26 protein-coding genes and 2 pseudogenes are annotated in these 25,631 nt (G+C 41.8%); 14 read left to right on the top strand and 14 right to left on the bottom strand.

The features are described 5' to 3' along the window. Nucleotides 1–12: 12 nt before the first annotated feature. The 4 genes from O9323_RS18780 to O9323_RS18765 form a co-directional block, all read right to left on the bottom strand. Nucleotides 13–1,200 (bottom strand): RNA-guided endonuclease InsQ/TnpB family protein, encoded by a 1,188-nt coding sequence (locus tag O9323_RS18780; RefSeq protein WP_288125567.1) that lies wholly within the window; start codon nucleotides 1,198–1,200, stop codon nucleotides 13–15. Nucleotides 1,201–1,416: 216 nt separating this feature from the next. After that, nucleotides 1,417–2,535 carry a glycosyltransferase family 4 protein gene (locus O9323_RS18775; RefSeq protein ID WP_002753922.1) on the bottom strand — a complete coding sequence of 373 codons (1,119 nt, stop codon included), beginning with the start codon at nucleotides 2,533–2,535 and terminating at the stop codon, nucleotides 1,417–1,419. An 82-nt stretch (nucleotides 2,536–2,617) separates the two neighbouring features. After that, complete coding sequence (locus O9323_RS18770; protein ID WP_002753923.1) at nucleotides 2,618–3,844, bottom strand: glycosyltransferase family 4 protein; 1,227 nt, start codon at nucleotides 3,842–3,844, stop codon at nucleotides 2,618–2,620. Further along, the gene (locus tag O9323_RS18765) at nucleotides 3,841–4,500 is read right to left on the bottom strand and encodes a D-glycero-alpha-D-manno-heptose-1,7-bisphosphate 7-phosphatase (RefSeq protein WP_002753925.1); all 660 of its coding nucleotides are present in this window, start codon (nucleotides 4,498–4,500) and stop codon (nucleotides 3,841–3,843) included. The genes O9323_RS18770 and O9323_RS18765 overlap by 4 nt, the downstream gene beginning before the upstream one ends. A 602-nt stretch (nucleotides 4,501–5,102) precedes the next feature. Here O9323_RS18765 and O9323_RS18760 point away from each other — a divergent pair. The 4 genes from O9323_RS18760 (at nucleotide 5,103) to O9323_RS18745 (ending at nucleotide 8,608) form a co-directional block, all read left to right on the top strand. Next, complete coding sequence (locus O9323_RS18760) at nucleotides 5,103–5,738, top strand: D-sedoheptulose-7-phosphate isomerase (protein ID WP_002732320.1); 636 nt, start codon at nucleotides 5,103–5,105, stop codon at nucleotides 5,736–5,738. Nucleotides 5,739–5,775: 37 nt separating this feature from the next. Continuing rightward, complete coding sequence (locus O9323_RS18755) at nucleotides 5,776–6,801, top strand: GHMP family kinase ATP-binding protein (RefSeq protein ID WP_002753932.1); 1,026 nt, start codon at nucleotides 5,776–5,778, stop codon at nucleotides 6,799–6,801. 92 nt (nucleotides 6,802–6,893) lie between these two features. Further along, nucleotides 6,894–7,592, top strand: coding sequence for a nucleotidyltransferase family protein (locus tag O9323_RS18750; RefSeq protein ID WP_002753934.1), 699 nt, complete (start codon nucleotides 6,894–6,896; stop codon nucleotides 7,590–7,592). 92 nt (nucleotides 7,593–7,684) lie between these two features. Further along, on the top strand, nucleotides 7,685–8,608 hold the full coding sequence (locus tag O9323_RS18745) for a glycosyltransferase (protein ID WP_002753936.1): 924 nt from the start codon (nucleotides 7,685–7,687) through the stop codon (nucleotides 8,606–8,608). 72 nt (nucleotides 8,609–8,680) lie between these two features. Here O9323_RS18745 and O9323_RS18740 read toward each other — a convergent pair whose 3' ends face one another. Together O9323_RS18740 and O9323_RS18735 are read right to left on the bottom strand one after the other, a co-directional pair. Next, nucleotides 8,681–9,619, bottom strand: a complete 939-nt coding sequence (locus O9323_RS18740; protein ID WP_002753938.1) for a hypothetical protein — start codon at nucleotides 9,617–9,619, stop codon at nucleotides 8,681–8,683. 289 nt (nucleotides 9,620–9,908) lie between these two features. After that, on the bottom strand, nucleotides 9,909–10,139 hold the full coding sequence (locus tag O9323_RS18735) for a hypothetical protein (protein ID WP_155119093.1): 231 nt from the start codon (nucleotides 10,137–10,139) through the stop codon (nucleotides 9,909–9,911). A 154-nt stretch (nucleotides 10,140–10,293) separates the two neighbouring features. Here O9323_RS18735 and cdf31 point away from each other — a divergent pair, with 154 nt between their 5' ends. Together cdf31 and rfbB are read left to right on the top strand one after the other, a co-directional pair. Beyond that, entirely contained in the window at nucleotides 10,294–11,220 is a 927-nt protein-coding gene (gene cdf31 / locus O9323_RS18730) for a CDF family zinc efflux transporter Cdf31 (protein WP_288125566.1), read from the top strand. A 46-nt stretch (nucleotides 11,221–11,266) separates the two neighbouring features. Next, nucleotides 11,267–12,343: a dTDP-glucose 4,6-dehydratase gene (gene rfbB / locus O9323_RS18725; RefSeq protein WP_002753944.1), complete on the top strand. Its 1,077-nt coding sequence runs from the start codon at nucleotides 11,267–11,269 to the stop codon at nucleotides 12,341–12,343. Between the two features lie 327 nt (nucleotides 12,344–12,670). Here the strand turns inward: rfbB and O9323_RS18720 are convergent, their stop codons facing one another. Continuing rightward, a complete protein-coding gene (locus O9323_RS18720) occupies nucleotides 12,671–12,811 on the bottom strand; it encodes a hypothetical protein (RefSeq protein WP_155119094.1) in 141 nt (46 codons plus the stop codon). On the opposite strand from O9323_RS18720, the gene rpsP reads away from it, so the two are divergent. Together rpsP and O9323_RS18710 are read left to right on the top strand one after the other, a co-directional pair. Beyond that, a complete protein-coding gene (rpsP, locus tag O9323_RS18715; protein ID WP_002736858.1) occupies nucleotides 12,810–13,058 on the top strand; it encodes a 30S ribosomal protein S16 in 249 nt (82 codons plus the stop codon). The two genes, O9323_RS18720 and rpsP, sit on opposite strands and share 2 nt — an antisense overlap. Next, the gene (locus tag O9323_RS18710) at nucleotides 13,051–13,416 is read left to right on the top strand and encodes a KH domain-containing protein (RefSeq protein WP_002736767.1); all 366 of its coding nucleotides are present in this window, start codon (nucleotides 13,051–13,053) and stop codon (nucleotides 13,414–13,416) included. The genes rpsP and O9323_RS18710 overlap by 8 nt, the downstream gene beginning before the upstream one ends. A 9-nt stretch (nucleotides 13,417–13,425) precedes the next feature. Here the strand turns inward: O9323_RS18710 and obgE are convergent, their stop codons facing one another. From obgE to O9323_RS18695, 3 genes are read right to left on the bottom strand one after another with little or no spacing between them, the layout of a single operon-like run. Further along, nucleotides 13,426–14,454 (bottom strand): GTPase ObgE, encoded by a 1,029-nt coding sequence (gene obgE / locus O9323_RS18705; protein WP_002753947.1) that lies wholly within the window; start codon nucleotides 14,452–14,454, stop codon nucleotides 13,426–13,428. Nucleotides 14,455–14,498: 44 nt separating this feature from the next. After that, entirely contained in the window at nucleotides 14,499–14,966 is a 468-nt protein-coding gene (locus tag O9323_RS18700; RefSeq protein ID WP_002753949.1) for a type II toxin-antitoxin system VapC family toxin, read from the bottom strand. Continuing rightward, nucleotides 14,963–15,184, bottom strand: coding sequence for a hypothetical protein (locus tag O9323_RS18695; protein WP_150978015.1), 222 nt, complete (start codon nucleotides 15,182–15,184; stop codon nucleotides 14,963–14,965). Before O9323_RS18695 ends, O9323_RS18700 begins: the two co-directional genes overlap by 4 nt. Nucleotides 15,185–15,456: 272 nt before the next feature. On the opposite strand from O9323_RS18695, the gene sppA reads away from it, so the two are divergent. After that, on the top strand, nucleotides 15,457–17,268 hold the full coding sequence (gene sppA, locus O9323_RS18690; RefSeq protein WP_002753951.1) for a signal peptide peptidase SppA: 1,812 nt from the start codon (nucleotides 15,457–15,459) through the stop codon (nucleotides 17,266–17,268). 53 nt (nucleotides 17,269–17,321) lie between these two features. Further along, a complete protein-coding gene (locus tag O9323_RS18685; RefSeq protein WP_288125565.1) occupies nucleotides 17,322–19,481 on the top strand; it encodes a ComEC/Rec2 family competence protein in 2,160 nt (719 codons plus the stop codon). On the opposite strand, the gene O9323_RS18680 is transcribed toward O9323_RS18685, so the two are convergent. Next, nucleotides 19,471–20,001, bottom strand: a complete 531-nt coding sequence (locus O9323_RS18680; RefSeq protein ID WP_002736636.1) for a universal stress protein — start codon at nucleotides 19,999–20,001, stop codon at nucleotides 19,471–19,473. The two genes, O9323_RS18685 and O9323_RS18680, sit on opposite strands and share 11 nt — an antisense overlap. A gap of 441 nt (nucleotides 20,002–20,442) precedes the next feature. Here O9323_RS18680 and O9323_RS18675 point away from each other — a divergent pair, with 441 nt between their 5' ends. Further along, nucleotides 20,443–20,829 carry a hypothetical protein gene (locus O9323_RS18675; protein ID WP_036394698.1) on the top strand — a complete coding sequence of 129 codons (387 nt, stop codon included), beginning with the start codon at nucleotides 20,443–20,445 and terminating at the stop codon, nucleotides 20,827–20,829. Between the two features lie 2 nt (nucleotides 20,830–20,831). Then, nucleotides 20,832–21,776 (top strand): NAD(P)-dependent alcohol dehydrogenase, encoded by a 945-nt coding sequence (locus tag O9323_RS18670; RefSeq protein ID WP_288125564.1) that lies wholly within the window; start codon nucleotides 20,832–20,834, stop codon nucleotides 21,774–21,776. 10 nt (nucleotides 21,777–21,786) lie between these two features. On the opposite strand, the gene O9323_RS18665 is transcribed toward O9323_RS18670, so the two are convergent. Then, nucleotides 21,787–23,022: a bifunctional sterol desaturase/short chain dehydrogenase gene (locus O9323_RS18665; protein WP_016514260.1), complete on the bottom strand. Its 1,236-nt coding sequence runs from the start codon at nucleotides 23,020–23,022 to the stop codon at nucleotides 21,787–21,789. Nucleotides 23,023–23,235: 213 nt separating this feature from the next. Between O9323_RS18665 and O9323_RS18660 the strand changes: the two genes are divergently transcribed. Continuing rightward, nucleotides 23,236–24,663, top strand: coding sequence for a glycosyltransferase family 2 protein (locus O9323_RS18660; RefSeq protein WP_002774578.1), 1,428 nt, complete (start codon nucleotides 23,236–23,238; stop codon nucleotides 24,661–24,663). 237 nt (nucleotides 24,664–24,900) lie between these two features. Here O9323_RS18660 and O9323_RS18655 read toward each other — a convergent pair whose 3' ends face one another. Further along, nucleotides 24,901–25,095, bottom strand: a complete 195-nt coding sequence (locus O9323_RS18655; protein WP_002753960.1) for a hypothetical protein — start codon at nucleotides 25,093–25,095, stop codon at nucleotides 24,901–24,903. A 27-nt stretch (nucleotides 25,096–25,122) separates the two neighbouring features. Between O9323_RS18655 and O9323_RS18650 the strand changes: the two are divergent. Continuing rightward, nucleotides 25,123–25,400: pseudogene (locus tag O9323_RS18650) on the top strand (hypothetical protein); the annotation flags it as partial. Here O9323_RS18650 and O9323_RS18645 read toward each other — a convergent pair. Further along, nucleotides 25,299–25,631, bottom strand: a pseudogene (locus O9323_RS18645) (type II toxin-antitoxin system RelE family toxin); the annotation flags it as partial. The pseudogenes O9323_RS18650 and O9323_RS18645 sit on opposite strands and share 102 nt — an antisense overlap.

The raw sequence follows: 25,631 nt of genomic DNA, 5'->3' as shown, positions 1-25,631 counted from the left end.
GATTCCCAAACCTCACGATTTAGGTTTCTGCTTCTTTCCCTTGCGGGGTTCCGCACCTGCCTTAACAGATTTACTCTGTTCTGGTCTTATGGTCGCTCTACAGACTGACACCGCAAGCCCTGCGGCCAAAATATTTTTACTAGCGTTAATATCTCGGTCATGGTGCGTCCCACAGTCTGGACAGTCCCACTCTCGAACATTTAACGGCATTTTCTCAGCAATGTACCCGCAATTACTACACCTTTTAGAGCTAGGAAACCATCTATCTATTTCGATGTAATTTCTTCCGTACCAACGGCATTTGTAGGCTAATTGTCGGGTGATTTCTCCCCAGCTTACATCAGATATTGCCTGAGATAATTTCGGGTTTTTGACCATATTCTTAACGGCTAAATTCTCAACCACAATCGTTTGGTTTTCACGAACTAATTGAGTGGTTAGCTTATGTAAATGGTCTTTTCTGCTATCGGTGATTTGAGCGTGAATCTTGGCTATTTTGATTCTTGCTTTTTCCCGATTTTTTGAGCCTTTCTGTTTTCTAGAAAGGCTTTTTTGGGCCTTTCGCAGTCTCCGATAATGTTTCTTAAAATGCTTGGGATTAGATACTTTATCGCCATTGCTGGTAATGACAAGGCTACTAATTCCTAAGTCAATTCCGATGGCTTTATCTGTTACTGGTAGAGGCTTAATCGTTGGGTCATCAAATCTAATTGAAATATGCCAACGTCCTGATGGATGTAATCTGACTGTTACTGTGCTTGGTTCACAGCTTTCTGGGATTTGTCTTGACCATCGAATAGGTAAGGGTTCTGTGCATTTGGCTAAATAGATTTGTTTGTCTTTAAATTTAAAAGCAGATTTGGTAAATTCGGCACTTCCTCCCTGATGTTTTTTCTTAAAGTTAGGATACTTAGTACGACCAGCAAAGAAGTTAGTAAAAGCTGTTTGTAGGTGTCTTAACCCTTGTTGTAAAGGTACACAGCTTACCTCATTGAGAAAGTCTAATTCTTCTTGCTTTTTCCAATCGGTTAGCATTGAAGAAGTTTCAGTATATCCTACTCTTTCTTGTCTTTCGTACCATGCTTGTGTTCTGAGATGGAGAGCTTTATTGTAAACCAATCTTGCACAGCCCAATGTGCGCCGCAATAGCGACTCTTGTTCGGGTGTGGGGTAAAATCGAAACGAATAGGCTTTTTCCATGTCTCACATTTTAGCATATATTTCGTAAACGATGCTCATATTTAACAGTAAAGCCAACCTAAAACGGCGGGGTTTCAGACCCAAATTTTCGATGATAAGTAGTCGTGCAAAATTAATTTCTTGGTTAGGATAGGCAAAAGGCAATAGGCAAAAGCTTTATCGAAATGTGTAATTAATTTTGCTTAGGTACTTAATGAGTCGCCAAAAAGCTCTAGACTACAATTTTGGCAATAATTGGTCGTAGGATTGGATCATTCTTTCGTAAGTAAAGCGAGTGGCATTGATAAAACCTTTTTGCCTCAAATCTTCCAGGCGATCGGGAGCGAGAAGATTTTCTGCAATAATAGTAGCAGCAGCCTCGTGTTCGGTGGGATCGAAATACACTGCCGCATCGTCAGCGATAACAGTCATGGGGAGACGATTGGAGGTAAAGACGGGACAACCACAGGATTGAGCTTCAATCACGGGAACACCGAATCCTTCCTGAAAGGAGGGAAAAATTAAAGCAGTTGCTAGGCAATAAAAGGCGCGTAAGTCATCATCAGAGACGGTTCCTAATTCGATTACTTGTGCGGACAAGTTATTCTGATTAACAAATTCTCGCATATCTGGCAGCAAAAGTTTTCCCATCAGGATCAATCGGCAATTTTCCAGACCAGAGAAAGTGATTAACCTCTTGAATATTTTCAGCAATCCCAATCGATTTTTATACCATTGGCGGCCTCCGACATGAATTAGCCAAGGATAATCACGGTTGATATTAAATTTGCCCACCAGAGCTACTGCTGCTGCTTTTGTCATCGGACTGTATCCCTGATTCAAGCAATCCTCAATTACTTCCGTTTGTTCGGGAGCAATTTTAGTTAAACGGAGAACATCGGCACGAGTAGCTTCGGAAGAACAGACAACATATTTAGCCTGTTTTAATCCTTGCAAAATCATCGCCTGATACTGTTTTCCCGTCCAACTGGTGGGATTTTCAGGAATTTCTCCTAGGGCGGAACGGATGGCCAGCAGATCATGACAGATGATAAAATATTTGCGATCTTTTAGATAGGGAGTTAAATAGGATAAAGCTTGATCACAAATGCAGACGATATCAGCCCAATCAAGCTGCTGACGTAACTGCACTGGGAAAATAATTAACTTATCGATGTACCCTAACCACTTGCCGATTCCCTGGGGAGAAGGCTTCAGTTGACCGAAAATAGGCTGTGCTTGCACTCGCCGAATTTCGTGTCCTTTTTGTCTGAGTCCTTTCTCCACTAAACCGACAAAACGATTAATACTAATCTGCCGATCGTTGACGTAATTTCCTACTATTAAAACTTTCATGATTAGGCTCCAAAAAATCAATTTTTATAGCGGTAAAACCCTCTAACAGTCTCGAGGGAAATTTCGGGGTTAAAAAATAATATTAGTCCTGCAAAATTTCCTCGTATCTTTGTCCCGCTCGCTCCCAGGTGTACTCCGATTCCACCATCGCCCGGGCATTATGGGACAGTTGTTCTCGCACAGAAGGATCATCGAACAACCTAGAGATCGCTGTAACGTACTCAGCAACACTATTAGCCCGCAACGCCCTAGGGGGAATTCCCGCTGCTGCCACCGTTAAACCCTCTAAACCGCGATCGCTGGCGACAATCGGAATCCCAGCGGCCATGGATTCTAGGGTTTTGCACTTGATTCCCAATCCCACCCGCAGGGGAACCACAGCAATGGTTCCTCGGTGTAAATATTCCACTGTCGAGGGAACAGTCCCCGTCACGCTCACACCGGGATACTTGGCGAGTTCGAGAACTTCCGGTGCGGGGTTTGCCCCCACTAGGGTTAAAGTGGTGTCGGGATATCGCTGTTGAATGACTGGCAGGACTTCTAAAACAAAAAAACGGGCGGCATCGATATTATGGGTAGAACTCATGGCACCGACAAAGACCAAATTATGGCCGCCAGGATCCCGAGGACGATAGGGAAACAGGTCTAAATCCACGCCATTAGGCACGATCTCCACCCGTATATCTGGGAGGATCTTTAACAATTGTTCGCGATCATAATCGGTCGTGGCCACCAACTGCGAAAACTTGGCACAGTAACGTTTTTCGTACTGATAGAGTAGGGGCAGATAGAGAAAGTCCCGCAGCGGATAGGCGGAAGCTCCTCTATCTAGATGATTGCGTGTCCAACCGTACACGGAACTGTGAATATCTACTACTGTTTTGACTCGCTGACGGTATTCTGGCCGGATAAAAATCTCGCTGATACTGTGAGCGCAGATAATTACATCACATTTTTGCTGCTCGACGTATTCATCTACTCGCTCTTGAATGAGCGGCGAACGATAACTAAGAACATTAGCAGGGGTCATCTGTCCTATTGCCTCCAGAAAGCGCCCTGTTTGACCGATTAGTTTTGTCAGTCCCTTGCCTTGATCGGGAATTTCCTGGGGCGGAAATAAGACAAGATGATCGGTAAAGGTTTTTAATTCTTCGATCTGAGTTTCGGTGACATTCTCCACCCGACGGGCGAACAGGGTGACATCGTGGTTTTGATGAAGATATTTGATCAGGTTAAAAGTTCTAACCTCGGTTCCCCCGCGACTAGGTGGATAGGGAAAGTTATTGCAAGAAAGGACTAATATTCTCATAATTCTGCCTCGGCAGCGGTTTTTGACAATAATTCTACCGTTTCCTTTAGTTGGCTATATACGGGAATCTCAACTGGGTATTTCTCGATCTCCCCAAGGGTGACTTTTCCTCGCCCTGTTAAGAGTAATACGGGCTGACAACCAGCTTCTAGGGCGCATTCTAGATCACTGGGCGCATCGCCGATGAACAACGAGCCGGCTAAGTCAATTCCGTATTGCTGGGCGGCTGTCAGCAGCAGATAGGGGGAGGGTTTGCGGCAGGGACAACCTTCGTCGGGATGGTGCGGGCAGATGGCAAGATCGTGAAAATGCACGCCCAATTGTCGGTATTCCTCAATCATACGCCCGTGAATCGCCGCCAAATCGTCCCAAGTGAAATAGCCCCTAGCAAGTCCCGATTGATTGGTGATGATGATCAGCAGATAACCCGCATCCTGCCACTGTTTTAAGGCAGCCGCTGCCCCGGCGGGAATGCTCACCTGTTCTGGTTTGCTCAGATAGGGAATATAGTCAATAACTACCCCATCTCGATCGAGAAATAAGGCTTTGTTCTTTTTTGCTCTATCTTCGCTTTCGCGGTCAGAATTGCCAAGATGTGGCGGAGACGGGTATTTCTGGTGGCCGTCATTGACGGAAATTGCGGGGAAAGGATTCATTGATGTTGGACTTTTTCGAGTCGGGGACTAGAATTCTCAGTTCTTCTGTCAGAGACGAGAGCTTGAACCGATGGACAGACAAAATTCGAGGGATTGTCGCGATTTGTGCTAGTTTTCTCGGCTAAATTGCTTCTCTTTACTATCTAGATGTCAGGGTATAGCAATCAGGGCATATTATACGCCGTCAGGCCTTTGGGCTTTTGATTATATCGGCGGTATTGTCAGGAATTGTTAACATTTTTGTCCAGCCAAACAAAAGGCCAAGACTGGCAAAGGTTGAACCCCCGCTCAGAAATCCCTCGTCTCGGTCAGAATAGATCAAAAGTTTATTCACAAACAAAACAAATTGTGCTAGGGTTGGGGCGTTTGTGGTATATTCCCAGAATAACTGGCAAAGGATCACTCTTTTGACTTGATCGCTCTAGGTTTTTCTAGAACTATCATTGGCCTGTTTTTCTTGTCCTGTGATCAATTCTACCGTGCTAGGGGTTTTATGCCCAATTAATGGAGAGCGATTCTCGTCTTTTGATACTATTCAATATAATGACAGAATGATTGAGAGTTAAATTTATTCAACTAATAAAAATTGGAAAATCAAACCTATGCCAATGGTGGAAAAATCAAACAAAAAATTGGATAGTTTCCAGAGTGATCCGTCTCTGTCAATTTTAATCAAGACTGAATTGGAGGAAGCTTATGTCCTGAAAAAAAACCTACTAACCGAGACAAAATATCTAGAAAAAATCCAAGAGATTTGCCAAGTATGTATCAATGCTTATCGCAATAACCACAAAGTATTAGTGGCTGGTAATGGAGGCAGTGCCGCCGATGCTATCCATTTTGGCGGTGAGCTGCACGGCCGATTTCTGAAAGAAAGACAGTCTTTGCCAGTTCGCGTCCTCAATAGCGATATCGCCAGTTTAACAGCGATTGCCAACGATTATGGCTACGAATATATTTTTAGCCGCCAGATAGAAGCGGAAGGAAACCCTGGCGATGTGTTTATCGGTATTTCCACTTCGGGAAATTCCGCTAATATCCATCAAGCTCTCAAAGTTTGTCAAGTAAAAGGTCTCACTAGCATCGGTTTAACTGGGGCGAAGGGATTAGCTCTAGAGCAAAAAACCGATTATTGTTTGATGATTCCTAGTACCAGTACCCCGCGCATTCAAGAAGGTCATGGTTTTGTTCTCCATACTATTTGTTTAGCGATCGAAGAAGCGCTCTTTCCTAACTAAAATCTCCTAGCAAAAAATCAACCTAAACAGCCTACCTATGATCATCAGAACCAAAGCTCCTTTAAGATTAGGTTTAGGTGGTGGTGGCACCGATGTGGAGCCCTACTGTAGTCTTTATGGGGGTTACGTTCTCAACGCTACTATCGATCTCTATGCCTACTGTACAGTCACGGAAATTACTGACAAACAAGTCATTTTTGTTGCCGCCGATCGAGGAGAACAACAAATAGAAACCCTCCAGTTTCCTCTCCCCTATAACGGCGTTCTCGATCTGCATAAAGCGGTCTATAATCGTTTGATTAAAGACTTTAATCAAGGGCAACCTTTGCCGCTGCAAATCACTACCTTTTCCGATGCGCCGGCTGGTTCGGGATTAGGTTCTTCTTCCACCCTAGCGGTAGCCATGGTTAAAGCCTTTGTGGAACTGTTAAAATTACCCCTAGGTGAGTATGATATCGCCCATTTAGCCTACGAGATCGAACGAATTGATCTAAGCTGGTTAGGGGGCAAACAGGATCAGTACGCTGCCACTTTTGGCGGTTTTAATTTTATGGAATTTTATGAACAAGATCGAGTCATAGTTAATCCTTTGCGGATTAAAAATTGGGTGATCAATGAATTGGAAGTCTCTCTGATCCTCTACTATACAGGCATTTCTCGCTACTCATCTCAAGTAATTGAGGATCAAATTCAGAATGTCCAAGAAAAAAATGAACAAGCGATCGCCGCTACCCATCAACTCAAAAAAGAGGCAATTCTCTTTAAAGAAGCACTGCTTAAATCAGATTTTATGGGGATAGCAGAAATTCTGAGAACTTCTTGGGAAGCGAAAAAGAAATTATCCAAATTAATTAGTAATCCGCAGATTGATCGCATTTATCGGGTAGCTAGGGAAACCGGGGCCTATTCAGGCAAAATATCAGGAGCTGGTGGCGGTGGTTTTATTATCTTTATGGTCGATCCTACCAAGAAAATCGAAGTAACTAAAGCTTTGAAATCAGAAGGAGGCCAAGTGATTAATTTTCATTTTACCAAATACGGAACCCAAGCATGGACATTATAGCAAACCAAGCATCAACGGGGAAGGATTATCCCTGTAACCCTAAAAATAGTTTTTAAAAGATTGGCAATAATTCAAATTTTTGAGGTGTATCTATGGATGTAATTATTCTGGCGGGTGGGTTAGGAACCAGGTTGCGATCGGTGATCAACACTTTACCAAAACCCATGGCTCCCGTTGCCGACAGGCCTTTTTTAGAGTATCTATTAGATTACCTAATCTCTCAAAAAATTACCAACAAATTTTTAGTTTCTGTGGGCTATGAACATCAGAAAATTATCGATCATTTTGGTTATAAATACAAGGAATACGAGCTAACTTATTTGATAGAAGATACACCCTTGGGAACTGGAGGAGCAATCCGGTTGGCACTCAATAAAATTGAAACCGAACAAGCATTAATTGTTAACGGCGATACCTTATTTAATGTCAATTTATCCGCCTTAATTAATTTACATAATCAAAAGAAATCCCTGATAACTGTTGCTCTGAAGCCGCTAACTGACTTTGATCGTTATAATAATGTTCTGCTAGACGATGACCAAAAAATTATCGGGTTTGAATCCAAAAAATATCAACATAAAGGCTATATTAATGGCGGCATATATTGTGCAGGTAAAAACATATTATCCAGCTTTGATCTGCCATCAAAATTTTCTTTTGAGGACGACTTTCTCAAAGTTTATACCGAGAAAATTCCTATGTATGGCTTGATTTCTGACGAATATTTTATTGACATAGGCATCCCCCAAGATTACAATAAGAGTCAACAAGAATTACCATCTCTCATCTGAAAAGTATTTTTTTGAGAGAGTCTTGGTAGTCACCTAAGTTCAGCAAATTTGTGTTGGTATCGTCAAATTATTTCTCAATAAATTCACCAGAGATGCTTGCTAGTTTCAATCAACCGATATTATCTATTATTAGCCCGACCATCGGAAATTTTTCCGAATATTGGTTACAACAACTTTTATCCGTGCAGGGAAACGTAGAATTTATCTTAGTTTACCCTCCCGGCACAACTGCGGCCTTCATAACTGACCCACGAGTAAAAATTTTATACAGTCTCTACAAAGGAGAAACACCTCAAAGAGCCTTCGGTTTAATGAACGCCACTGGTCAGTATATACTGGCTTTAGATGATGATGACTTCGTGCATCCGGATGTTGTATCCCTAACTCTTGAATACTTTGAGAAATTTCCTCAGAGTTGGATGCTGCGTTTGTTTAAAGAAAAAATAAACTACTTAGATGAAGAAAAAATTAAAAGACCTTGGCAGCAATTGCCATCTCTTGAGCAATTTAGGATTGCCAGAAAAAGAGAAGATTCCCATCAGGATTTGATAGAAGTTCCCATTGCTCCTCTAGAAAATCATTTTGATATAAAAGTTGCTCTCTGGCCCTACGCTAAGAGAAAAGACATTCATGGAAGTCATGTGGAACCTTTTAATAATACCATTTGGAAAAGTCCAGCAGTTAAAGAAGCTCTCACAGAAATGTTTCAAGGGACAAGAATGGCGGAACTTTTAACTTGGTTGCCTCTTTGGGGATTAGATAGGGCAATCGGACTATATATTCAAGCTAAATTTTTTCAAACAGGTGCTTGTATTGGTCATTGGATGCCCGAACCTGGTCAAATCAGATATATTGTTAGGCCTTATTCCTTAAAAACAGTGCGATTGTTAGTGTTGGTAGAGATGTTGTTAGTGAAACAATTTCCCCAGTATGGCTACTTTTGGAATCTATTTTTTGAAGAATTTTACAACGGTGTGAAAATTAAAATTAGGCAAATATTTAAAAAGCTAAATTAAGGTTAACAGCTAAAAAATAGGAAGCAAGTCTTAATACTTACTTCCTTGACAGATTACAGATAGACTGATATTTCATACCTCTTTACCCAAGCGAGAACGAATAAAGATTCGCGGCACATTTAAGATGTTGGGAATAACGAGATTCCACATATATCCGTATTGGGGAAAACGTCTGATTAAGTAAAGTTCAGAAAGTACACCATAACGATTAAATCGTATGTATTCAGGTGGATTATTTTCAATACGAATTTGTTCTGGCATCGGTAAGAGATGACCAATAATTTTGCCTTTTCCTTGCTCAAAAAACTTCGCTTGTATAGCTAGTCCCAAAACTCGATCAAGACACCAAAAGGGAATATACTTAAACGGACCCATAAAAGGCATTAACCCCACCAGATCCTTCAGAGTTTCCTGTGCTATAGAAGTTTTCCAAACCTTCTTGTCAAAATTCTCTGTATGCGGACCTCGATGATCTCTTCTTCCTCTAAAAATACACATTACATCAAATTTATTATCGATAGGAGTAATGGGAATTTCCAATAGGTAGTTGCCTTGTTCGTATAGCTTAGAGTTACCTTGAGACCTACCACAAACTTCTAGTTTTTCGATCGGTTTTGGTGAAAGCCAAGGAGCTTCTAGAATTTCTTTTTTACCAAATTCAACATCTTTCCGGCTAAGTCTCATGACCCAACTATCAGGAAATCGGGAAAAGTATTGACGGCTAATTTCTGAAATGTCGGGATTGATATACTCATCACAATTAATTGTCAATGTATAGGGAGCGGTAGCATTGATCAAACCTGTGGCACGTTGAATAATTTCTCCCCGCAAGGGACTGACTATTTGCTGTACCCTAGGGTCGGAAGTGGGATACTTAGGGGCTCCAGGTGGATGAACCAAGATAAATTCTACTTCTCCCTTGACCTCGGTCAGCGCATTAAACCAGTGGTCAGCGAATCCTTCTCTAGTGGGAATAACAATTGATAGGCTTGGTGTTGACACCTTGTCCATGATAAAAAAATTTTTTCTCTATTTTTTCATGCCATTGTATCATAGTTCTCTGGCAACAAGGAAAATTTCTGGAAGATCAGAAGGCTGAGAGATCAAGAGTGGGAATTCAAGAGAAATAAAATCGATATTCAACTTGTTTACCATTCTAAAAACTGATTTCTAGGTTTTTTAATTTGGCTCTTCTTTCCAGGAGAGTACGAAGTTTAGAGTGGTGAAATCGAGTAACGGTTATGGGGCTAAGTCCAGCAGATCAGGATTGGGGAGGGGGTGGGGATTGGCGGCGAGTAATTTAGACAAAAGTGGGATGGGTGGGTTTTGCGAGAAAAAGGCTTGGGCGAGGGGGTTGCAGGGCGAGTAGAGCAATCCCCTTGCTGGGGAAACCATGGCAGGAAAGCGTGGGAAACCAGCGAGGGAAGTCTGTCCAAATGGTCTTAGGCAATTCTAAACTGAGAACTGGGAGCCAACCAAGGGCAAGGGCATTGGGAGTAACAAAACCTTCAAAGGCTTCGACTTTAGCCAAAATTTGAGCCTGAACATCCTGGGGATAGTCAGATTTCCCCCCCCGGCAAGAACTTCCCACTGTCCAGTAATCTAGAAGAGCCAAAAGTAAAAAGGAAAAAAAACGGAGATAAGAGTGGGAAAATTAACACTGATCACTGATAACTGATAATCCTGTGGCTGTTTTAAAAGATAATCGGGCTACTGTCCAAAAGGTTCTTTGGATCACCCTGCTGCTGAACATTTTGGTTATGGGGATCAAAGCGGGGGTGGGTTTGAGAATTAGTTCTTTGAGTTTGCAAGCGGATGCTCTCCATAGTGTCACCGATAGTGCTAATAATGTCTTGGGATTGGTGGCGATGCGGTTTTCCTCTCCCTATCCCGATCGAGATCATCCCTACGGACATCTGAAATACGAAGCGATCGGAGCTTTAGCGATCGCCGCTTTTTTGGGAATTGCCTGTTTTGAAATCTTGCGGGGGGCGATCATGCGTATTATTAAAGGCGGAAAACCTGTCGAGATTGCCGGTCCTGAATTATGGCTATTAATTATCGTTTTAGGGGTGAATATTTTTGTCACCTACTATGAGAGATCCGTGGGGCAGCGTGTCGGTAGTGCGATTTTGATTGCCGATGCTCGTCATACCATGAGTGATGTGTGGGTGACAATTACGGTTTTATTGGGGTTAGTTGGGGTTTGGGTGGGTAATACGGCTAATATTCCCCAATTACAATGGTTAGATGTGATTTTGTCCTTTCCCGTCGCTTTTTTGGTGTTTAGCAGTGGTTGGAAAGTCCTGATGGAGAATTTACCTTTGTTAGTGGATGAAATGGCGATCGCTCCTGAAGTGATTCATCAAATTGTCCTGGAGGTGCCGGGGGTGCTTAATTGTCATGCGATCGCATCTCGGGGAGTGGTAGGAAGACAGGTATTTATAGAAATGCACCTAATTGTCTCCGCTCAAGATGTAGAAACTGCTCACGCAATCACGGAAGCGGTAGAAGCAAGATTAAGCCAACAATTTAGCCCTGTGAGAATTTTAATTCACGTTGAACCGCCGGATTATCACTCCGATCAGATCACTTTTGATGAAGAAGTGTGAAGCAAAAAAGCCTAAAATAAGTAGCGAACTTTTGCTAGAGGTGGCCATGGCGACAGAAAATCAAGCTAGAAGCATAGTAATTACTGGTGGAGCAGGATTTATCGGCTCGAATTTTGTTCATCATTGGTGCGAGAATTATCCTGAGGATCGTGTTATTGTTCTCGATGCTCTTACCTATGCGGGCAATTTGCATAATTTAGCGACACTGAAAGATAGAAAGAATCTCCGTTTTCTGCAAGGGGATATCTGCGATCGAGCTTTAGTTGATGAGTTATTTGCCAGTGAAAATATCGATACAGTTGCCCATTTTGCCGCCGAATCCCATGTGGATCGATCGATTCTTGGTCCTGGAGCTTTTGTGCAAACTAATGTGGTGGGAACTTTTACTCTATTAGAAAGTTTTCGGCAACATTGGTTAAGTAATCACCAACCCGATAACTATCGTTTTCTGCACGTTTCCACCGATGAGGTTTATGGCAGTTTAGGATTAGATGATCCGGCTTTTACCGAAACTACTCCCTATGCTCCTAATAGTCCCTATTCTGCCTCAAAAGCGGGGAGTGATCATCTAGCGAGAGCTTATTTTCATACCTACGGAATGCCGACAATTATTACTAATTGCTCTAATAATTATGGTTCTTATCATTTTCCCGAAAAGTTAATTCCTTTGATGTGTATTAATATTCTTTTGGGTAAACCTTTACCTGTTTATGGTGATGGTCAAAATGTTCGAGATTGGTTATATGTGCGGGATCATTGTCAAGCTTTAGATACAGTTATTCACAAAGGAAAAGCGGGAGAAACCTATAATATTGGCGGAAATAATGAGGTAAAAAATATCGATTTAGTCAGGATGTTATGTGATTTAATGGATGAATTAGCTCCCGATTTACCCGTGAAACCTGCTCAGAATTTAATTACTTTTGTCAGGGATCGCCCCGGACATGATCGCCGGTATGCTATTGATGCCACTAAAATTCGCACCGAATTAGGTTGGCAACCTCAAGAAACGGTAGAGGGGGGATTAAGAAAAACCATTCAATGGTATCTCGATCATCGGGATTGGTGGCAACCTTTGTTATCCAAAGAATATCAAGAGTATTATGGGAAAGTTTACGGTTAGAGAAGGGTAAGTAGTCGTGCAAAATTAATTTCCTAGTCAAGACGGGAGGCCTTTCAGTGATCAGTAAACAGTAAACAGTAATCAGTAATCAGTGAAAGGCTGCATCTCAATTTTATAGAAATATCTATATCATATTTTGGGCGCACGCAGTTCGATAAACTCACTGACCACGGTGCGCCCCTACCATTGGCGCAATAATATTATTGTAGGGGCGAATTGCATTCGCCCTCTTTTAATAACTGCTGCTGACCATAAGTGAGAGAAAGTCACAAATAGGAGATGCAGCCTACGGGAGACGCTCGACGGGATCAGATTTGAGTTTTTAGTTCACTGTTTACTGATCACTGATAAGATATCGGCGTTATTTTCAATAATATCGAATGGCTGCCGACCGTTCCCTCGATCGCCACTTGTGGAAATACCGTCGGGATGAGTTAGAATCGGAAAGAAGAATTTTTGAGTAACCATGATCAAATTACGTCTAAAACGCTTTGGTAAAAAACGCGAAGCCAGTTATCGTATCGTTGCGGCCGTTAGCACCAGTCGTCGCGATGGTCGTCCCCTAGAGGAATTAGGATTTTACAATCCCCGCACCGATGAAGTGCGTCTCGATGAAGAAGGAATCATCCGACGCTTACAACAAGGAGCGCAACCGACGGACACCGTGCGCAGCATTCTCACCAAACAGAAAATTTTCGAGAAAATCAATGCCTAGTACCCCCAATTATCTCGAACTGGTGAAATTTATGATCGAGCCGTTTTTGGAAGATCCGGCCAGTCTGAGATTGGATATCGAGCGCTGTAAGGAAAATGAACGTCTTTGGGTGCGTGTAGCCTTCGATGATGCCGATAAAGGCAAAGTTTACGGCCGGGGAGGACGCAATTTACAGGCGATTAGAACTACCCTAGAGATGGCGGCCGCAAATGCGGGTCGCTCTCTTTATCTAGAAGTCTATGCGGCCGAAAATGAAGGCGAACAGCGCCGCACCCGTCGTTCTAATGGTAACTTTGAAGGTACGGAAAGAAGGCCGAGCAATCGCCGACCACCTGCACCCCGGCAGCTCAACAACTAACGAGCGATTTTAGGAAAACAGGGAAGGGGTTTCATCCTCGACCCTCTCCAGTTGCTCTAATTGCTGCCAAACTTTGGCGAGTAAAGTGGTTAATCCGGCTCCTGTTACGGCGGAAATAGTCAAAATCTCGGCATTGGTTATTTTAGCAAACTGCTTTTGATAGTTATCTATCGTTTCCTCGTCCACAGCATCAATTTTGTTGAAAACCAGTATTTGTGATCGCTTTTCTAAGCCTCGACCATAGGCGGCCAATTCTCCTTGGATAATTTGATAATCGGCGATCGGGTCTTCTGCTGTCAAGGAAACAAGATGAATTAACAGGCGTGTGCGTTCGATATGGCGCAAAAATTCGTGTCCTAAGCCGATTCCTAGGTGCGCTCCCTCGATTAATCCAGGAATATCGGCGAATACCGTCCCATCTCCCGTGGGTTTGCGTACCACTCCCAAGTTAGGAATGAGAGTCGTAAAGGGATAATCGGCGATTTTGGGACGAGCAGAGGAAACGGCCGAGATTAGGGTGGATTTTCCCGCATTGGGCAGCCCGATAATGCCCACTTCCGCTAATAACTTCAATTCTAGGCGTAAATGGCGTTTTTCCCCGTCTAAACCGGGTAAAGCGTATTCAGGTGCGCGATTATTATTACTTAAAAAGTGGCGGTTGCCTAATCCCCCTTTTCCCCCGGCAGCGACGATTAAAGTCTGTTCGGGAGTGACCAAATCGCCGATAATTTCCTCGCTATCGAGATCGTAAACTACTGTACCACAGGGAACTTTAATAATGCGATCGCTACCGTTGGCTCCAGTGCAGTTGTTCGGACCGCCCCGTTTACCGTCATCGGCCTTAAAATAGCGACTATACTGGAAATCTAGCAGGGTTTGCAGGTTCTGAGTCGCCACAAAAATCACCGAACCACCTTTTCCCCCATTACCTCCGGCCGGACCGCCAGCGGGGACGTATTTTTCCCGACGGAAAGCGACAATTCCATCACCTCCCTTACCCCCTTCTACTTCTATTTCGGCGCGATCAATAAACTGCATAAGATTAAATAATTAAAGTGAAAAAATGATCGAGATCAAAGCTGTTATAGGTTAATATCTTGCCAATTTAAAGCTTCTGCAAATCCCTGAAAATGTTTGACATTAGTAGTAGCGATGACTAGATAACGACTCGGATATTGTTTTTTTAATAACTGCCAATGAGCAAGAATAATAATATCTACGTCAATATTGTAATTATCAGCCGTTTGTTTGCCAATCTTTCGAGTTTCTACCCAAATTTGTGACGCTGCTAATATCACCTCGGTATCTAAATTTAAAAAATCAATGACATTGCGTAATTCATTAAGATTATCTAGGCTATTAAAGGAATTTTTTTTGACCGATTCTAATAATAGGCTTCTTCTGACTTCATAATCACAGATATCGGAACTAACTACATAAACGCCTTTAGACAAAAGTGAATAAAGCCAGTCTTCGCAGTCAGCTGGTTTACCCGCTTTTTTAGGATGAGTTAGTAAACCCAAAACCCCCGAATCGATAAAGACAATCATCCTTGGCTATAAAGCTTTGAACCCAAAGGACGAGCATTATCAATCGCAGTCTGAAAATTGAGCAAACACTGGGAAATTTCTTGGTCTTGCTCATCGGTTATTTGTGACCGTTTTTGTCGTCTTTGTTCTAAGATAGCCAAGGCCGAACGATTTCGTTTAATTTGTTCTTTTCGATCCCAATCTGGATAATTGACAAGTTTGGGTTTTAATTGATTCATCTCTTTTAAGTAGGTGGGTGTTAAAAATTGCCAGACACCACCCTTATCAAGGGGGGAAGGGGGGATCAAAGACAGAATCTATCTTTAATTTAATTGATTCATCTCTTTGACTGGAAATTATCTATCACAATCTTAGCCGATCCCTTGACACTTCACAACTCCAGTCACTATCTCCAAGGTTTTCGGTACATTTGTTCGCAAATAAAAAACTTGTTTCTGGGCGGGGAATCCCTACAATAGGAAACAGGATAATTAGTAGCAGATGAAAACCGATGGGGCAGTTTTTTAAACAAACTTTCGCTAGTTGCTTGGGAACTTTACTGGGATTATTGGCATTTTCGGTCTTAGGTGTGGGAGGATTAGCATTTTTACTGCTTTCCTTGCTTATTTCTAGCGATAGCTCCTCAGTTAAGGAAAAATCGGTCTTAGTTTTTAACTTGGCCACCAATATCAGCGATGCTCCTCCTAGTTCCAGTTTAGCCGATAGTTTGACCGGTGAGAGTACGACCACTTTAAATTTGCGACAGGTGATAGCGGCGATCGAAAAGGCCGCCCTTGATGATAACATTGTCGGTCTGTTACTCTATGGTCGCGACAATATCGGTGAATATGGCTATGCTACCCTGACGGAAGTGCGGCAAGCTTTGGCAAAATTTCGCCAATCGGGTAAAAAAATTATCGCCTACGATATGGAATGGACGGAAAAGGAATATTATCTCGCTTCCGTTGCTGAAACGGTGATTATTAATCCCGTGGGGAGAATGGAAATTAATGGTTTAAGTAGTCAACAAACCTTTTTTGCCGATGCACTAGAAAAGTATGGTGTGGGGGTGCAAGTGGTAAAAGTGGGTTCTTTTAAAGGTGCAGTGGAACCCTATACGCGTCAGGATTTAAGTGTCCAGAATCGTCAGCAGCTGCAAACCCTACTCGATACAATTTGGTCTAACTATAGTTCCACAGTGGCCAAAAGTCGCAATTTAACCCCCCAACAGGTGCAAACTATTTCTGATACTCAAGGTATTCTGGAAGCAACCACGGCGAAAAAGGCGGGTTTTGTTGATGAAGTGGCCTATTTAGATCGAGTAATTGTTTTAGCTAAAGAGTTGACGGGAGAAGCAAAAAATAAAACTAATGAGGAGGGAAATTCTAGCTCTTTTTCGCAAATTTCTTTAGCCAATTATGCTAGTTCTCTCGATGAGGAGGAAGATAGTAGCGATCAAATAGCGATAGTTTATGCAGAAGGGACAATCGTAGAAGGTCAGGGAGATAGAGGCCAAATCGGTGGGGATAAATTGGCGAAGGAACTGCGAAAATTACAGGGGAAGGAGGAGGTGAAAGCGGTAGTTTTGCGGATTAATAGTCCGGGGGGAAGTGCCACCGCTTCTGAGGTGATTCTGCGGGAAATTAAGCGTTTAGATGCGACAAAACCGGTAATTATTTCTATGGGTGATGTGGCAGCTTCTGGGGGTTATTGGATCGCCATGGGGGGTCAAAGAATTTTTGCCGATAATGATACAATTACTGGTTCCATCGGTGTGTTTGGATTATTGTTAAATATCCAGAAGATTGCTAATAATAATGGCATCGATTGGGATACAGTGAAAACTGGAGAATTAGCCGATATATCTACTATTACCAGACCGAAAAATCCCCAAGAATTAGAAATTTATCAAGCGGCAGTTAATCGGTTCTATGATTTATTTATCGAGACGGTGGCCCAGGGGCGAAAATTATCCCCAGACAAGGTTAGAACTGTGGCCCAAGGTCGTGTCTGGACGGGAAAAGATGCGGTTAAAATTGGTTTAGTTGATCAAATTGGTGGTCTAGAAGTGGCAGTACAATATGCGGCCAAAACAGCTAAATTAGGGGATGATTGGAGTCTTCAAGAATATCCTCGATCGCAAAGTTGGCAAGAAGAACTTCTCTCTAATTTCTTGCAAACCTATCTTCCTCCTCTCACTAAAAATAATCATCCTTTGACGCAGGAATGGCAAAATTTTCAGCAGGAATTATTAAAGTTACCTACATTTAACGATCCCCATCGTGTTTATGCTAAGTTACTTTTTAATCTCGATTTTCGCTGATATTAGGTAAAAATAATGCTCGCTAATTCTGAAATTCTTTGACAAAAATTTCTATGAATCGCCCTAATAGTGTTATTCTTGGTTTAGCCTATATTCTGGGATTATTATCTACAGGTCTGGTAGATTTTAGTCCCCAGTTAAACCGATGGCAAGAAGTGATAATTAGAATTGTTATTCTTAGTCTAATTACCACGTTAACCACAATTTTTATCCGTCGTTTTTGGTGGCAAAGTCCCCCGAAAAAAATTTGGCTGATAGCGGGATTAATAGCTATATTTGCCGTTGTTTATCTAGAAATTCGCACTCCTTACCCCAGCGCAAACGATATCAGTCATCTTTTAAAAAATAATGTAGTTAACTCTATTAAAATCACGGGGAGTATTATATCAGAAATCCGTCTCAATCGCCGAGAAAATTTACAATTTTGGTTAGAAGTAAAAGAATTTAGCCTCAAGAATTTACCAAAGGAAAAATCTACAGGTAAACTGTACGTTACTCTACCAAATCTAGCAGAAAATCAGGTTTATCCCGGACAAGAAATAACAGTTAAAGGATTACTTTATCGTCCCCGTCGTGCCAATAATCCCAGTGCTTTTGACTTTGCTAATTATCTAGCGCGTCAGGGTGCTTTTGCTGGTTTAAAAGGGGAAATAATTATTGATAAAAAATCACCGACTTGGGGAGTTTGGCAGATTCGTCAGCGCATTGTTGAGGCACAAATTCAAGGACTAGGCCAAGAAAAAGGGACTTTATTAAGTTCGATTACCCTCGGACGACAAGCGGTTAATTTATCAGCAAAAATCACCGATTTATTTATTAAAACTGGATTGGCTCACATTTTAGCAGCTTCTGGCTTTCATGTGTCTATTTTGTTGGGATTTGTTTTAACTATTACTCGCAATTTATCCCCCAAAAAACAGTTTATTATTGCCGTTACTATCTTAATAATTTACGGCACCTTAACAGGGTTACAACCTTCAGTTATGCGGGCGATTTTGATGGGAATTGGGGCATTAATCGGTCTGCTTTATAATCGACAAGTTAATAGTTTAGGCTCCCTATTACTAGCAGCTACAATTCTATTATTATGGCAGCCTCTCTGGATTTGGGATTTAGGATTTCAGCTAAGTTTTTTAGCGACTTTGGGATTAATTATTACCGTTCCCTTACTGAAAAATAAAATTGACTATTTCCCTAATTTAATCGCTGAACCTATAGCTATTAGTCTAGCTGCCACTCTCTGGACTATGCCTTTATTAATGTTTACGTTTAACTCGATCGCTCTTTATAATATCCCCATTAATATTATCACAACTCCCCTAATTACCCTAATTAGTTTAGGAGGAGTTTTTACTGCTTTTTTAGGCTTAATTTATCCCCCTTTGGGCAGTATCGGCGCTAGTATTCTCTATTACCCTCTCAAGTTATTACTGCAAATTAGCCACTTTTTTAGTCTGCTTCCTTTTAGTACCTACTCCACGGGTAAATTATCTTTAGGAGTGATGTTAATTATTTATATTTGCCTTACCTTAATCTGCTGCAACCTCTGGTTTCGTCAACGGTGGCATTTAGTTGGTTTATTTATCCTCACTTTAATTTTAATACCGATTATTTATCAGCATTTTACTTTAACTCAGGTGACAGTTTTAGCCACCAAATCGCAACCGGTAATCATTATTCAAAATCGAGGAAATACTCTCTTAATTAATGGGGAGGAACCCGCAACAGCACGTTATACAGTTTTGCCTTTTTTGCGACAGGAGGGAATTAATCAAATACAAAGAGCAATAACCGTCAATAATTCGGCGCAATTCTCAACTATCAGTGAGAGCATACCGATCAAAAAAACTATTAATTTATCCCAGTTAGAAAAATTTAATCTTGGTGAAATTACTGGACAATTGCTCGAGAAAAATTTATTTAAATTTCAGGTAAAAAATCAATCTTGGCTATGGATTGTCAACCCGAAAATTCCCGTTAATTTATCCCAAGAATTCAGCCCCCTAGTGTTATTATGGCAGGGAAGCAATCTAGATAAACAATGGCTAGAGTCAATTCGACCCCAAACAGCGATCGCTGTCACTAACAATCTCTCCCGCAATGCCAAAAATCAACTGAGAAAGGCCCGGATTAAGACTTACTGGACCGGGAGAGATGGAGCGATTCAATGGACAGCAAAAAATGGATTTCAACCCTTTCTAATTAATGAGTAATTTGTACTACCAAAACTGAACAGGGAGCATGATGTACCACATAATTACTGACACTACCTAAGATTAACTCAGATAAACCCGATCGACCGTGACGACCAACAATAATTAAATCTATCCCCTCCTGCTGGGCAACTTGACAAATTTTCTGCCCCGGATCACCGATATAATAATCAGCCTTGGCCGTGATATTATCTTCCTTAGCTCGATCAACTAAACCGTTTAACCAAGCTTGTAATTCCGCTTGCATTTCTTCGGTGATTTGTTGTTCTAAGGCGATCATATCGGGGGGATAACCGCCACCATAACCGATCAGATTACCATAAATAAAAGTTTCCGTGTAGGGAGTCAAAGGTTGAGACATACTATAAACAATTCGCAACTCACTAGCGTAGGTTTTCGCTAAGAGAATAGCCGCATTCAAAACCTCTGGAGTGGGATCTTGATAATCCACAGCCACGAGAATTTTATTATAGAGTTTGTTGGTATCCCGATCGACTGAGATTGTTTCCGTATTATCCATAGAATTAGCCTCCTCGATAGCAGATAACGTCAGGGTTGAAGTTAATCTTTTTTCCCACCGGCTGCCAGCAATACCCCGGGGAAATAGCCAAAAATTGCTGAAAGCTGATGACTGATAGTTGACGCTCCTCTACCTCTAGTGTGACATTTTTCGGATGATTTAGCTGAATTAGCAAAAAAATTAACAATTTACCCTACTGTCACCCCTATCCTCACTTATGGCAGTTATCTTAATGGTGAGGTATGAGGTTTTCGTTTTGGTGAGACTCCGAGACGATACCCGATCAGTTTATACTTCATCTTTATGAGAAACGCCGTAACTAAAAAAATGGCCAATTAATGGGATAAATGCAATTTTTGTCTTTTTCTCTTGCCTTGAGAGATTTGCCCAGAGCAGCTGCGGTATATAATGCAATTAGAGCGAGTTCTAAACCAACAACTTATGATTAGTCGCTACATTATTCTATGGCTCCCGATGATCGTAATAGGAATTAGTAACGGTATTCTCAGGGAAAGCACCTACGGAAAATATCTCGATGAACTGCGCGCTCATCAAATTTCTACCCTGACAGGAATCCTCTTTTTTAGTCTTTATATTGGCACTCTTGTCTATTTTTGGGGTCTAGAATCGTCCGGTCAAGCCATTACCATCGGTTTAATTTGGTTAGTATTAACAGTGGGTTTTGAATTTTTGTTCGGTCATTTTATCGCCGGTCACTCTTGGTCAAGATTAGGGCAAGATTATAATCTTTTAGCGGGACGAGTTTGGATTTTTGTTCTCTTGGTCATTACTTTTGCTCCCTTACTATTTTATCAACTTTTTTCTTAATTATGAAAGCTATTATCATTAATCGCTATGGCGATAGTAATGTTCTCCAATACACAGACATAGAAAAGCCAATTCCCCAAGGGAAAGAAGTCTTAATTAAGATTATGGCAGCGGGGATTAATCCGATTGATTGGAAGATTCGTCGGGGAATGCTCAAAATAGCCACAGGTAATAAATTTCCCCTGCAATTAGGTTTTGATTATGGGGGAATTATCGTTGAAAAAGGTAGTCAGGTGGAACAATTTCAGATCGGAGATGAGGTTTTTGGTTTTGTTAATCAATTGCCCGGTAAAACCTATGCTGAATATGCAATTATTCCCGCTTCCCTCTTAGTTAAAAAACCGCATAATCAGAGTTTTATTGAAGCTGCCGCCACTCCTTTAGCTGCTTCTACCGCTTTGCAAGTCTTGCGAGATTTTGGCAATATTCAAGCAGGAAATCGGATTTTAGTTAATGGTGCATCGGGAGGAGTGGGTAGCTTTGCTGTGCAGATAGGAAAAATTTTCTCCGCAGAAGTAGATGGAGTTTGTAGTAGCAAAAATATCGATTATGTCACCTCTTTAGGAGCCGATAAAGTTATCGATTATACCCAAGAAGATTGGAGAAAAACCGAGCAGAAATATGATATAATCTTCGATGCTGTGGCTAAGTCTTCTTTTTGGCACTGTCGTCAGCTTTTAAAACCCCAAGGCACCTATATAACCACCCTCCCAAATCCTGGAATTATCCTCCTAAATTATCTCGGTGCTTGGTTGCCCCAAAAAGGGAAACTGATATTTTTTGCTCAAGCACAAGCTTCCGACTGGCAATTTCTCAAAGAAGCGATCGAATCGGGTAAATTAACTGTTAGAATCGATCGCACCTATACTTTTTCCCAGGTGGCAGCAGCTCATAGTTATAGTGAATCGGAAAGAGTGCGAGGAAAAATAGTCCTGATACCCGATTAAGGATAAATAGTTAGGGATTTTTCTGTTTTTTTGGGGAACGAGTAAATAGTTTTAAGTAGGTAGAAACAGAGAATTCTTTAATTGGAAAGGTGATAAAAGTCAAGGGATTAATAGTAATAATAATATTGCGGCTATCCCTTTGTACCGCCTTGATAATCTGTTTAGCCACCCAATCGGCGGACATAATACCCACAGGATTTAAATTACTCTTAAAAGGGCCAAGAATTAGCTTTCTTACCACACAGGGAGCATCTAAACGACGCAGGGTAATCATATCACCGATCGCTCGTTTACTGAGTTCGTAGAGGGGACTAAAGGCAGGATTAACCTCCGCTTCCGAGGTATTCACCCAGACTTCCTTGCGGGCAATTTGCTCGTTAGTGCGGACAGTTTTGAAGAATAATTCCATTAAACGCCAGACGGAAAAAGTGTTCACTTGGTAGGCTAATTCGATCGCTTCTGGGGTTCTTTGGCCGTGGACATTAACGCCATGATTTAAAATCAGTATATCTACAGACTTAAATAGGTCCTCAAGTTGCGTTTCTTCACCGATTTGCCATTGTACGGTTTTTACAGGTACTGATTCGCCGTTAATTTCAATAGCGATCGCATTCTCCCCAGAAGTGAGCGCGATTACCTTGGCTCCCTTCAGTTGTAGGTACTTTAACAGCGATCGCCCTAAAGTTCCATTCGCTCCGGTAATGGCGATCGTTTTACCCTTGAGAGAAAGTGCCGTCCCCATCAATTTATCCATAAAGGTGAAAGTTCCACAATAATAAGCCTTTTGGTTATCAAAATGGTGTCGCCAGTGGTAAGTACGATTAACGCGCCATTGAGCGGGGAAACTCTCAAATTGCCCCGGACGATGGGTTAAATCGGTTAATTCCTCCAGATTGGCGATCCCTAAACCTCGACCGATCGCCGTGCTGAGAAAAGCCAAAGTATAAAGGGAACCTAACCAACCCAACCAAGGGCGATCGAAACCCCAAGAGTAGGCCAGTAGTACCGGTAAAACACTGGCAGCCAACATAACCAAGGCCTCCGGTACATCATTGTACCAGTGGGCCCGACGATAAATTTCCTCGCTCATTACCGACAGATCGGGACGAAAAACCCGATGATGCCAGACGTGCAGACGATAAAGGGGCTGCCAATGGTGGGCCAGAGCATGATAGCAATCACGCACGATCTCCACCCAAATAATTGAGCCACAAATCAGTCCGACACAGAGGAGCAGGTTTGACATAGGGGATAAATGTTAAATTTTCTCAACGAATGTAAACAAAGTAATCTTAGCCCAAAAAAGCGCATTTATCGGGTAAAAGGAACCAATAGCCTGAAAAACTGGGGTTTCTTTCCCGAAAAAAACTTAAGATTCCGTTAAAAATTTTAACAATTTTCGGTAAGATAAAGCAAGAAATAAGCTTCTATTTGAACAGTTACTTAACCTGAGTCGATTATGGCAGAAAATTATTGGTCGCGAGAGGATGATAACGAAGAATTAGACCCGATTGGTTCCCTCCTATCTGACTGGTCCGATCCCGAAGATGAGGAGGACGAATTTAGGAGCGAAATTTTTCAAGGCCGATCGGGACGCAGACAGAAAGCGGCTTTTAGCCTCATGGCGATCTGGACAATAATTATCGGACTTCATTGGCTGAGTTGGGGTTATTGGGCAATTATCGCCCTAACTATGGTACTATCGGGGCAAGCTTTGCGGCTGCTGTTCACGAAACCAGAAACGCCGCCAATTCCTTTACCAGATTGGGATTTAACCTCTGTCCCCAGGGTGTCCCTCTTAGTAGCGGCCAAAAATGAAGAAACCGTAATCACGAAACTGGTTAATTATCTCTGTCATCTAGACTATCCCCAAGATAAGTTAGAAGTCTGGATCGTCGATGACTATAGCACCGATAACACCGGTGCAATTCTCGATCGCCTTGCTTTAGAATATCCCCAATTAAAAATTCTCCATCGTCCTGCTAATGCTGGAGGTGGCAAATCCGGCGCCTTGAATCAGGTTTTATCCCTGACTAACGGGGAAATTATCGGCGTATTCGATGCGGATGCGGGATTATCCTCGGATTTACTGCGTCATGTGGTCCCAATGTTCGACGATCGAGAAGTGGGTGCGGTACAGGTGCGAAAAGCGATCGCCAATGCCGCCGAAAACTTCTGGACAAAAGGACAAGCGGTAGAAATGATCTTTGATAGCTGTTTCCAACAGCAACGGATCGCGGTGGGAGGGATCGGAGAATTGCGCGGAAATGGTCAATTTGTCCGTCGTAGTGCCTTAAATCGTTGCGGGGGTTGGAATGAACAAACGATCACCGACGATCTTGATTTAACTATTCGTCTCCATATCGATAATTGGAAAATTAATGTCTTAAATTTTCCCGCAGTAGCAGAAGAAGGGGTGACAACTGCGATCGCTTTATGGCATCAGCGCAATCGTTGGGCCGAAGGTGGTTTTCAGCGTTATCTCGACTATTGGAAAGCAATTTTAAAGTCTCCCATGCCTTGGCCGAAAAAGTTTGATTTAATTGCTTTTTTGCTCGTTCAATATATCTTACCTGCGGCCGCTATTCCCGATCTTTTAATCACTATTACCCAGCATCAAGCTCCGATTTTAACTCCTTTAACTGGTTTGGCTCTTTCCCTTTCTCTCTGGGGGATGGTGACAGGATTAATCCGAGTCAATACGGGTAGAAAATTCACTTTCGCTCTCGGTTTAGACATCCTTGCTCAAACCCTTCGCGGCATGATTTATATGATGCACTGGTTTATTATTATTCCCAGTGTCAGCCTCCGGATGGCTTTGCGTCCTAAACGTTTAAAATGGGTGAAAACCGTTCATCTGGGGGAACATCTCAGTGCCGAAGTTTAATTTTCGAGGATAGACTTCAAAAACTTTGGCCTTATCAGGACGGAAATCCCCTGTCAGTCAAGGTTACAGCCTTTGGAAACCCCTTTCGGAAAAATTTCCAATTTCCTTAATCATGCTTGCTACCAATAATGTGTTAATTTAGATACAGAATTGAATTCCGTGACAGCACTGGGGTGGCGAAAAGCGCTCGCTCCAGTTTTTTTTGTGATCGGTTAGCGGAATGTCTGCGCTTGTTAATCACTTTAAGGTTAAATCCAGGGAAAATGCCATTAATTTCTTATCGAGAAAACGGGTTTCTTCAAGAAACCCGTTTTCTGTGGGGTTTTTTGCGGAAAGCATCCCCCTCTCCTCGTAGGTTAAGGGGGTGAGATCATAACAATCCGTTGCCAAAACCGACTTTTCAGAATACAATACATAAGAGTAGTCATTCATCGCTCAGATTAGTTAAGATGATATTACATGACTAATAATATTGACCATGATCGATTATTTAAGGAGTTAATCTCCACCTTTTTTGTCGAATTTATCGAGTTATTTTTCCTCAATTGATGGATTATTTAGATAGGGAATCGATTACTTTTTTAGACAAAGAAGTATTTACCGATGTCACGGAAGGAGAAAGGTATGAAAGCGATTTAGTCGCACAAGTTAAGTTTCGAGGAAAAGAATCTTTCTTTCTGATTCATCTGGAGGCGCAGGAAAGTTCCCGCAAGTGGTTTAATCGGCGATTCTCGACGATGAAGAACACGAGCAAATGTAATTGTATCTTCTTCAACAAAAAAAACAATTCTATAGTCACCAATTCGGATACGATAGGCATTATATTATCCTTTTAATTTTTTAAGGTTGTTAATTTCGCTTAGCTGCTTAACTGCTAAAATATCAGTAAAGACAAGGTTTTTTATGACTGAGTAAGGGGAGGTACTTTTTAAATCTTTAAGATCCTTGATAAAAGTAGGAAGATAGTT

Origin of the sequence: Microcystis sp. LE19-131.1A (assembly GCF_027532015.1) — a bacterium.
Lineage (GTDB): Bacteria > Cyanobacteriota > Cyanobacteriia > Cyanobacteriales > Microcystaceae > Microcystis > Microcystis ichthyoblabe_A.
This window is presented reverse-complemented; position numbering and strand designations above follow the sequence as displayed.

Coding starts and splice junctions, on each gene's coding strand:
- rfbB (WP_002753944.1), top strand. CDS start 11,267: ATGGCGACAGAAAATCAAGCTAGAAGCATAGTAATTACTGGTGGAGCA.
- O9323_RS18665 (WP_016514260.1), bottom strand. CDS start 23,022: ATGTCAAACCTGCTCCTCTGTGTCGGACTGATTTGTGGCTCAATTATT.
- O9323_RS18780 (WP_288125567.1), bottom strand. CDS start 1,200: ATGGAAAAAGCCTATTCGTTTCGATTTTACCCCACACCCGAACAAGAG.
- O9323_RS18750 (WP_002753934.1), top strand. CDS start 6,894: ATGGATGTAATTATTCTGGCGGGTGGGTTAGGAACCAGGTTGCGATCG.
- O9323_RS18775 (WP_002753922.1), bottom strand. CDS start 2,535: ATGAAAGTTTTAATAGTAGGAAATTACGTCAACGATCGGCAGATTAGT.
- rpsP (WP_002736858.1), top strand. CDS start 12,810: ATGATCAAATTACGTCTAAAACGCTTTGGTAAAAAACGCGAAGCCAGT.
- O9323_RS18765 (WP_002753925.1), bottom strand. CDS start 4,500: ATGAATCCTTTCCCCGCAATTTCCGTCAATGACGGCCACCAGAAATAC.
- O9323_RS18680 (WP_002736636.1), bottom strand. CDS start 20,001: ATGGATAATACGGAAACAATCTCAGTCGATCGGGATACCAACAAACTC.
- O9323_RS18745 (WP_002753936.1), top strand. CDS start 7,685: ATGCTTGCTAGTTTCAATCAACCGATATTATCTATTATTAGCCCGACC.
- O9323_RS18660 (WP_002774578.1), top strand. CDS start 23,236: ATGGCAGAAAATTATTGGTCGCGAGAGGATGATAACGAAGAATTAGAC.
- O9323_RS18710 (WP_002736767.1), top strand. CDS start 13,051: ATGCCTAGTACCCCCAATTATCTCGAACTGGTGAAATTTATGATCGAG.
- sppA (WP_002753951.1), top strand. CDS start 15,457: ATGGGGCAGTTTTTTAAACAAACTTTCGCTAGTTGCTTGGGAACTTTA.
- O9323_RS18675 (WP_036394698.1), top strand. CDS start 20,443: ATGATTAGTCGCTACATTATTCTATGGCTCCCGATGATCGTAATAGGA.
- O9323_RS18685 (WP_288125565.1), top strand. CDS start 17,322: ATGAATCGCCCTAATAGTGTTATTCTTGGTTTAGCCTATATTCTGGGA.
- obgE (WP_002753947.1), bottom strand. CDS start 14,454: ATGCAGTTTATTGATCGCGCCGAAATAGAAGTAGAAGGGGGTAAGGGA.
- O9323_RS18770 (WP_002753923.1), bottom strand. CDS start 3,844: ATGAGAATATTAGTCCTTTCTTGCAATAACTTTCCCTATCCACCTAGT.
- O9323_RS18655 (WP_002753960.1), bottom strand. CDS start 25,095: ATGAATGACTACTCTTATGTATTGTATTCTGAAAAGTCGGTTTTGGCA.
- O9323_RS18670 (WP_288125564.1), top strand. CDS start 20,832: ATGAAAGCTATTATCATTAATCGCTATGGCGATAGTAATGTTCTCCAA.
- O9323_RS18700 (WP_002753949.1), bottom strand. CDS start 14,966: ATGATTGTCTTTATCGATTCGGGGGTTTTGGGTTTACTAACTCATCCT.
- O9323_RS18760 (WP_002732320.1), top strand. CDS start 5,103: ATGCCAATGGTGGAAAAATCAAACAAAAAATTGGATAGTTTCCAGAGT.
- O9323_RS18740 (WP_002753938.1), bottom strand. CDS start 9,619: ATGGACAAGGTGTCAACACCAAGCCTATCAATTGTTATTCCCACTAGA.
- O9323_RS18695 (WP_150978015.1), bottom strand. CDS start 15,184: ATGAATCAATTAAAACCCAAACTTGTCAATTATCCAGATTGGGATCGA.
- O9323_RS18755 (WP_002753932.1), top strand. CDS start 5,776: ATGATCATCAGAACCAAAGCTCCTTTAAGATTAGGTTTAGGTGGTGGT.
- O9323_RS18720 (WP_155119094.1), bottom strand. CDS start 12,811: ATGGTTACTCAAAAATTCTTCTTTCCGATTCTAACTCATCCCGACGGT.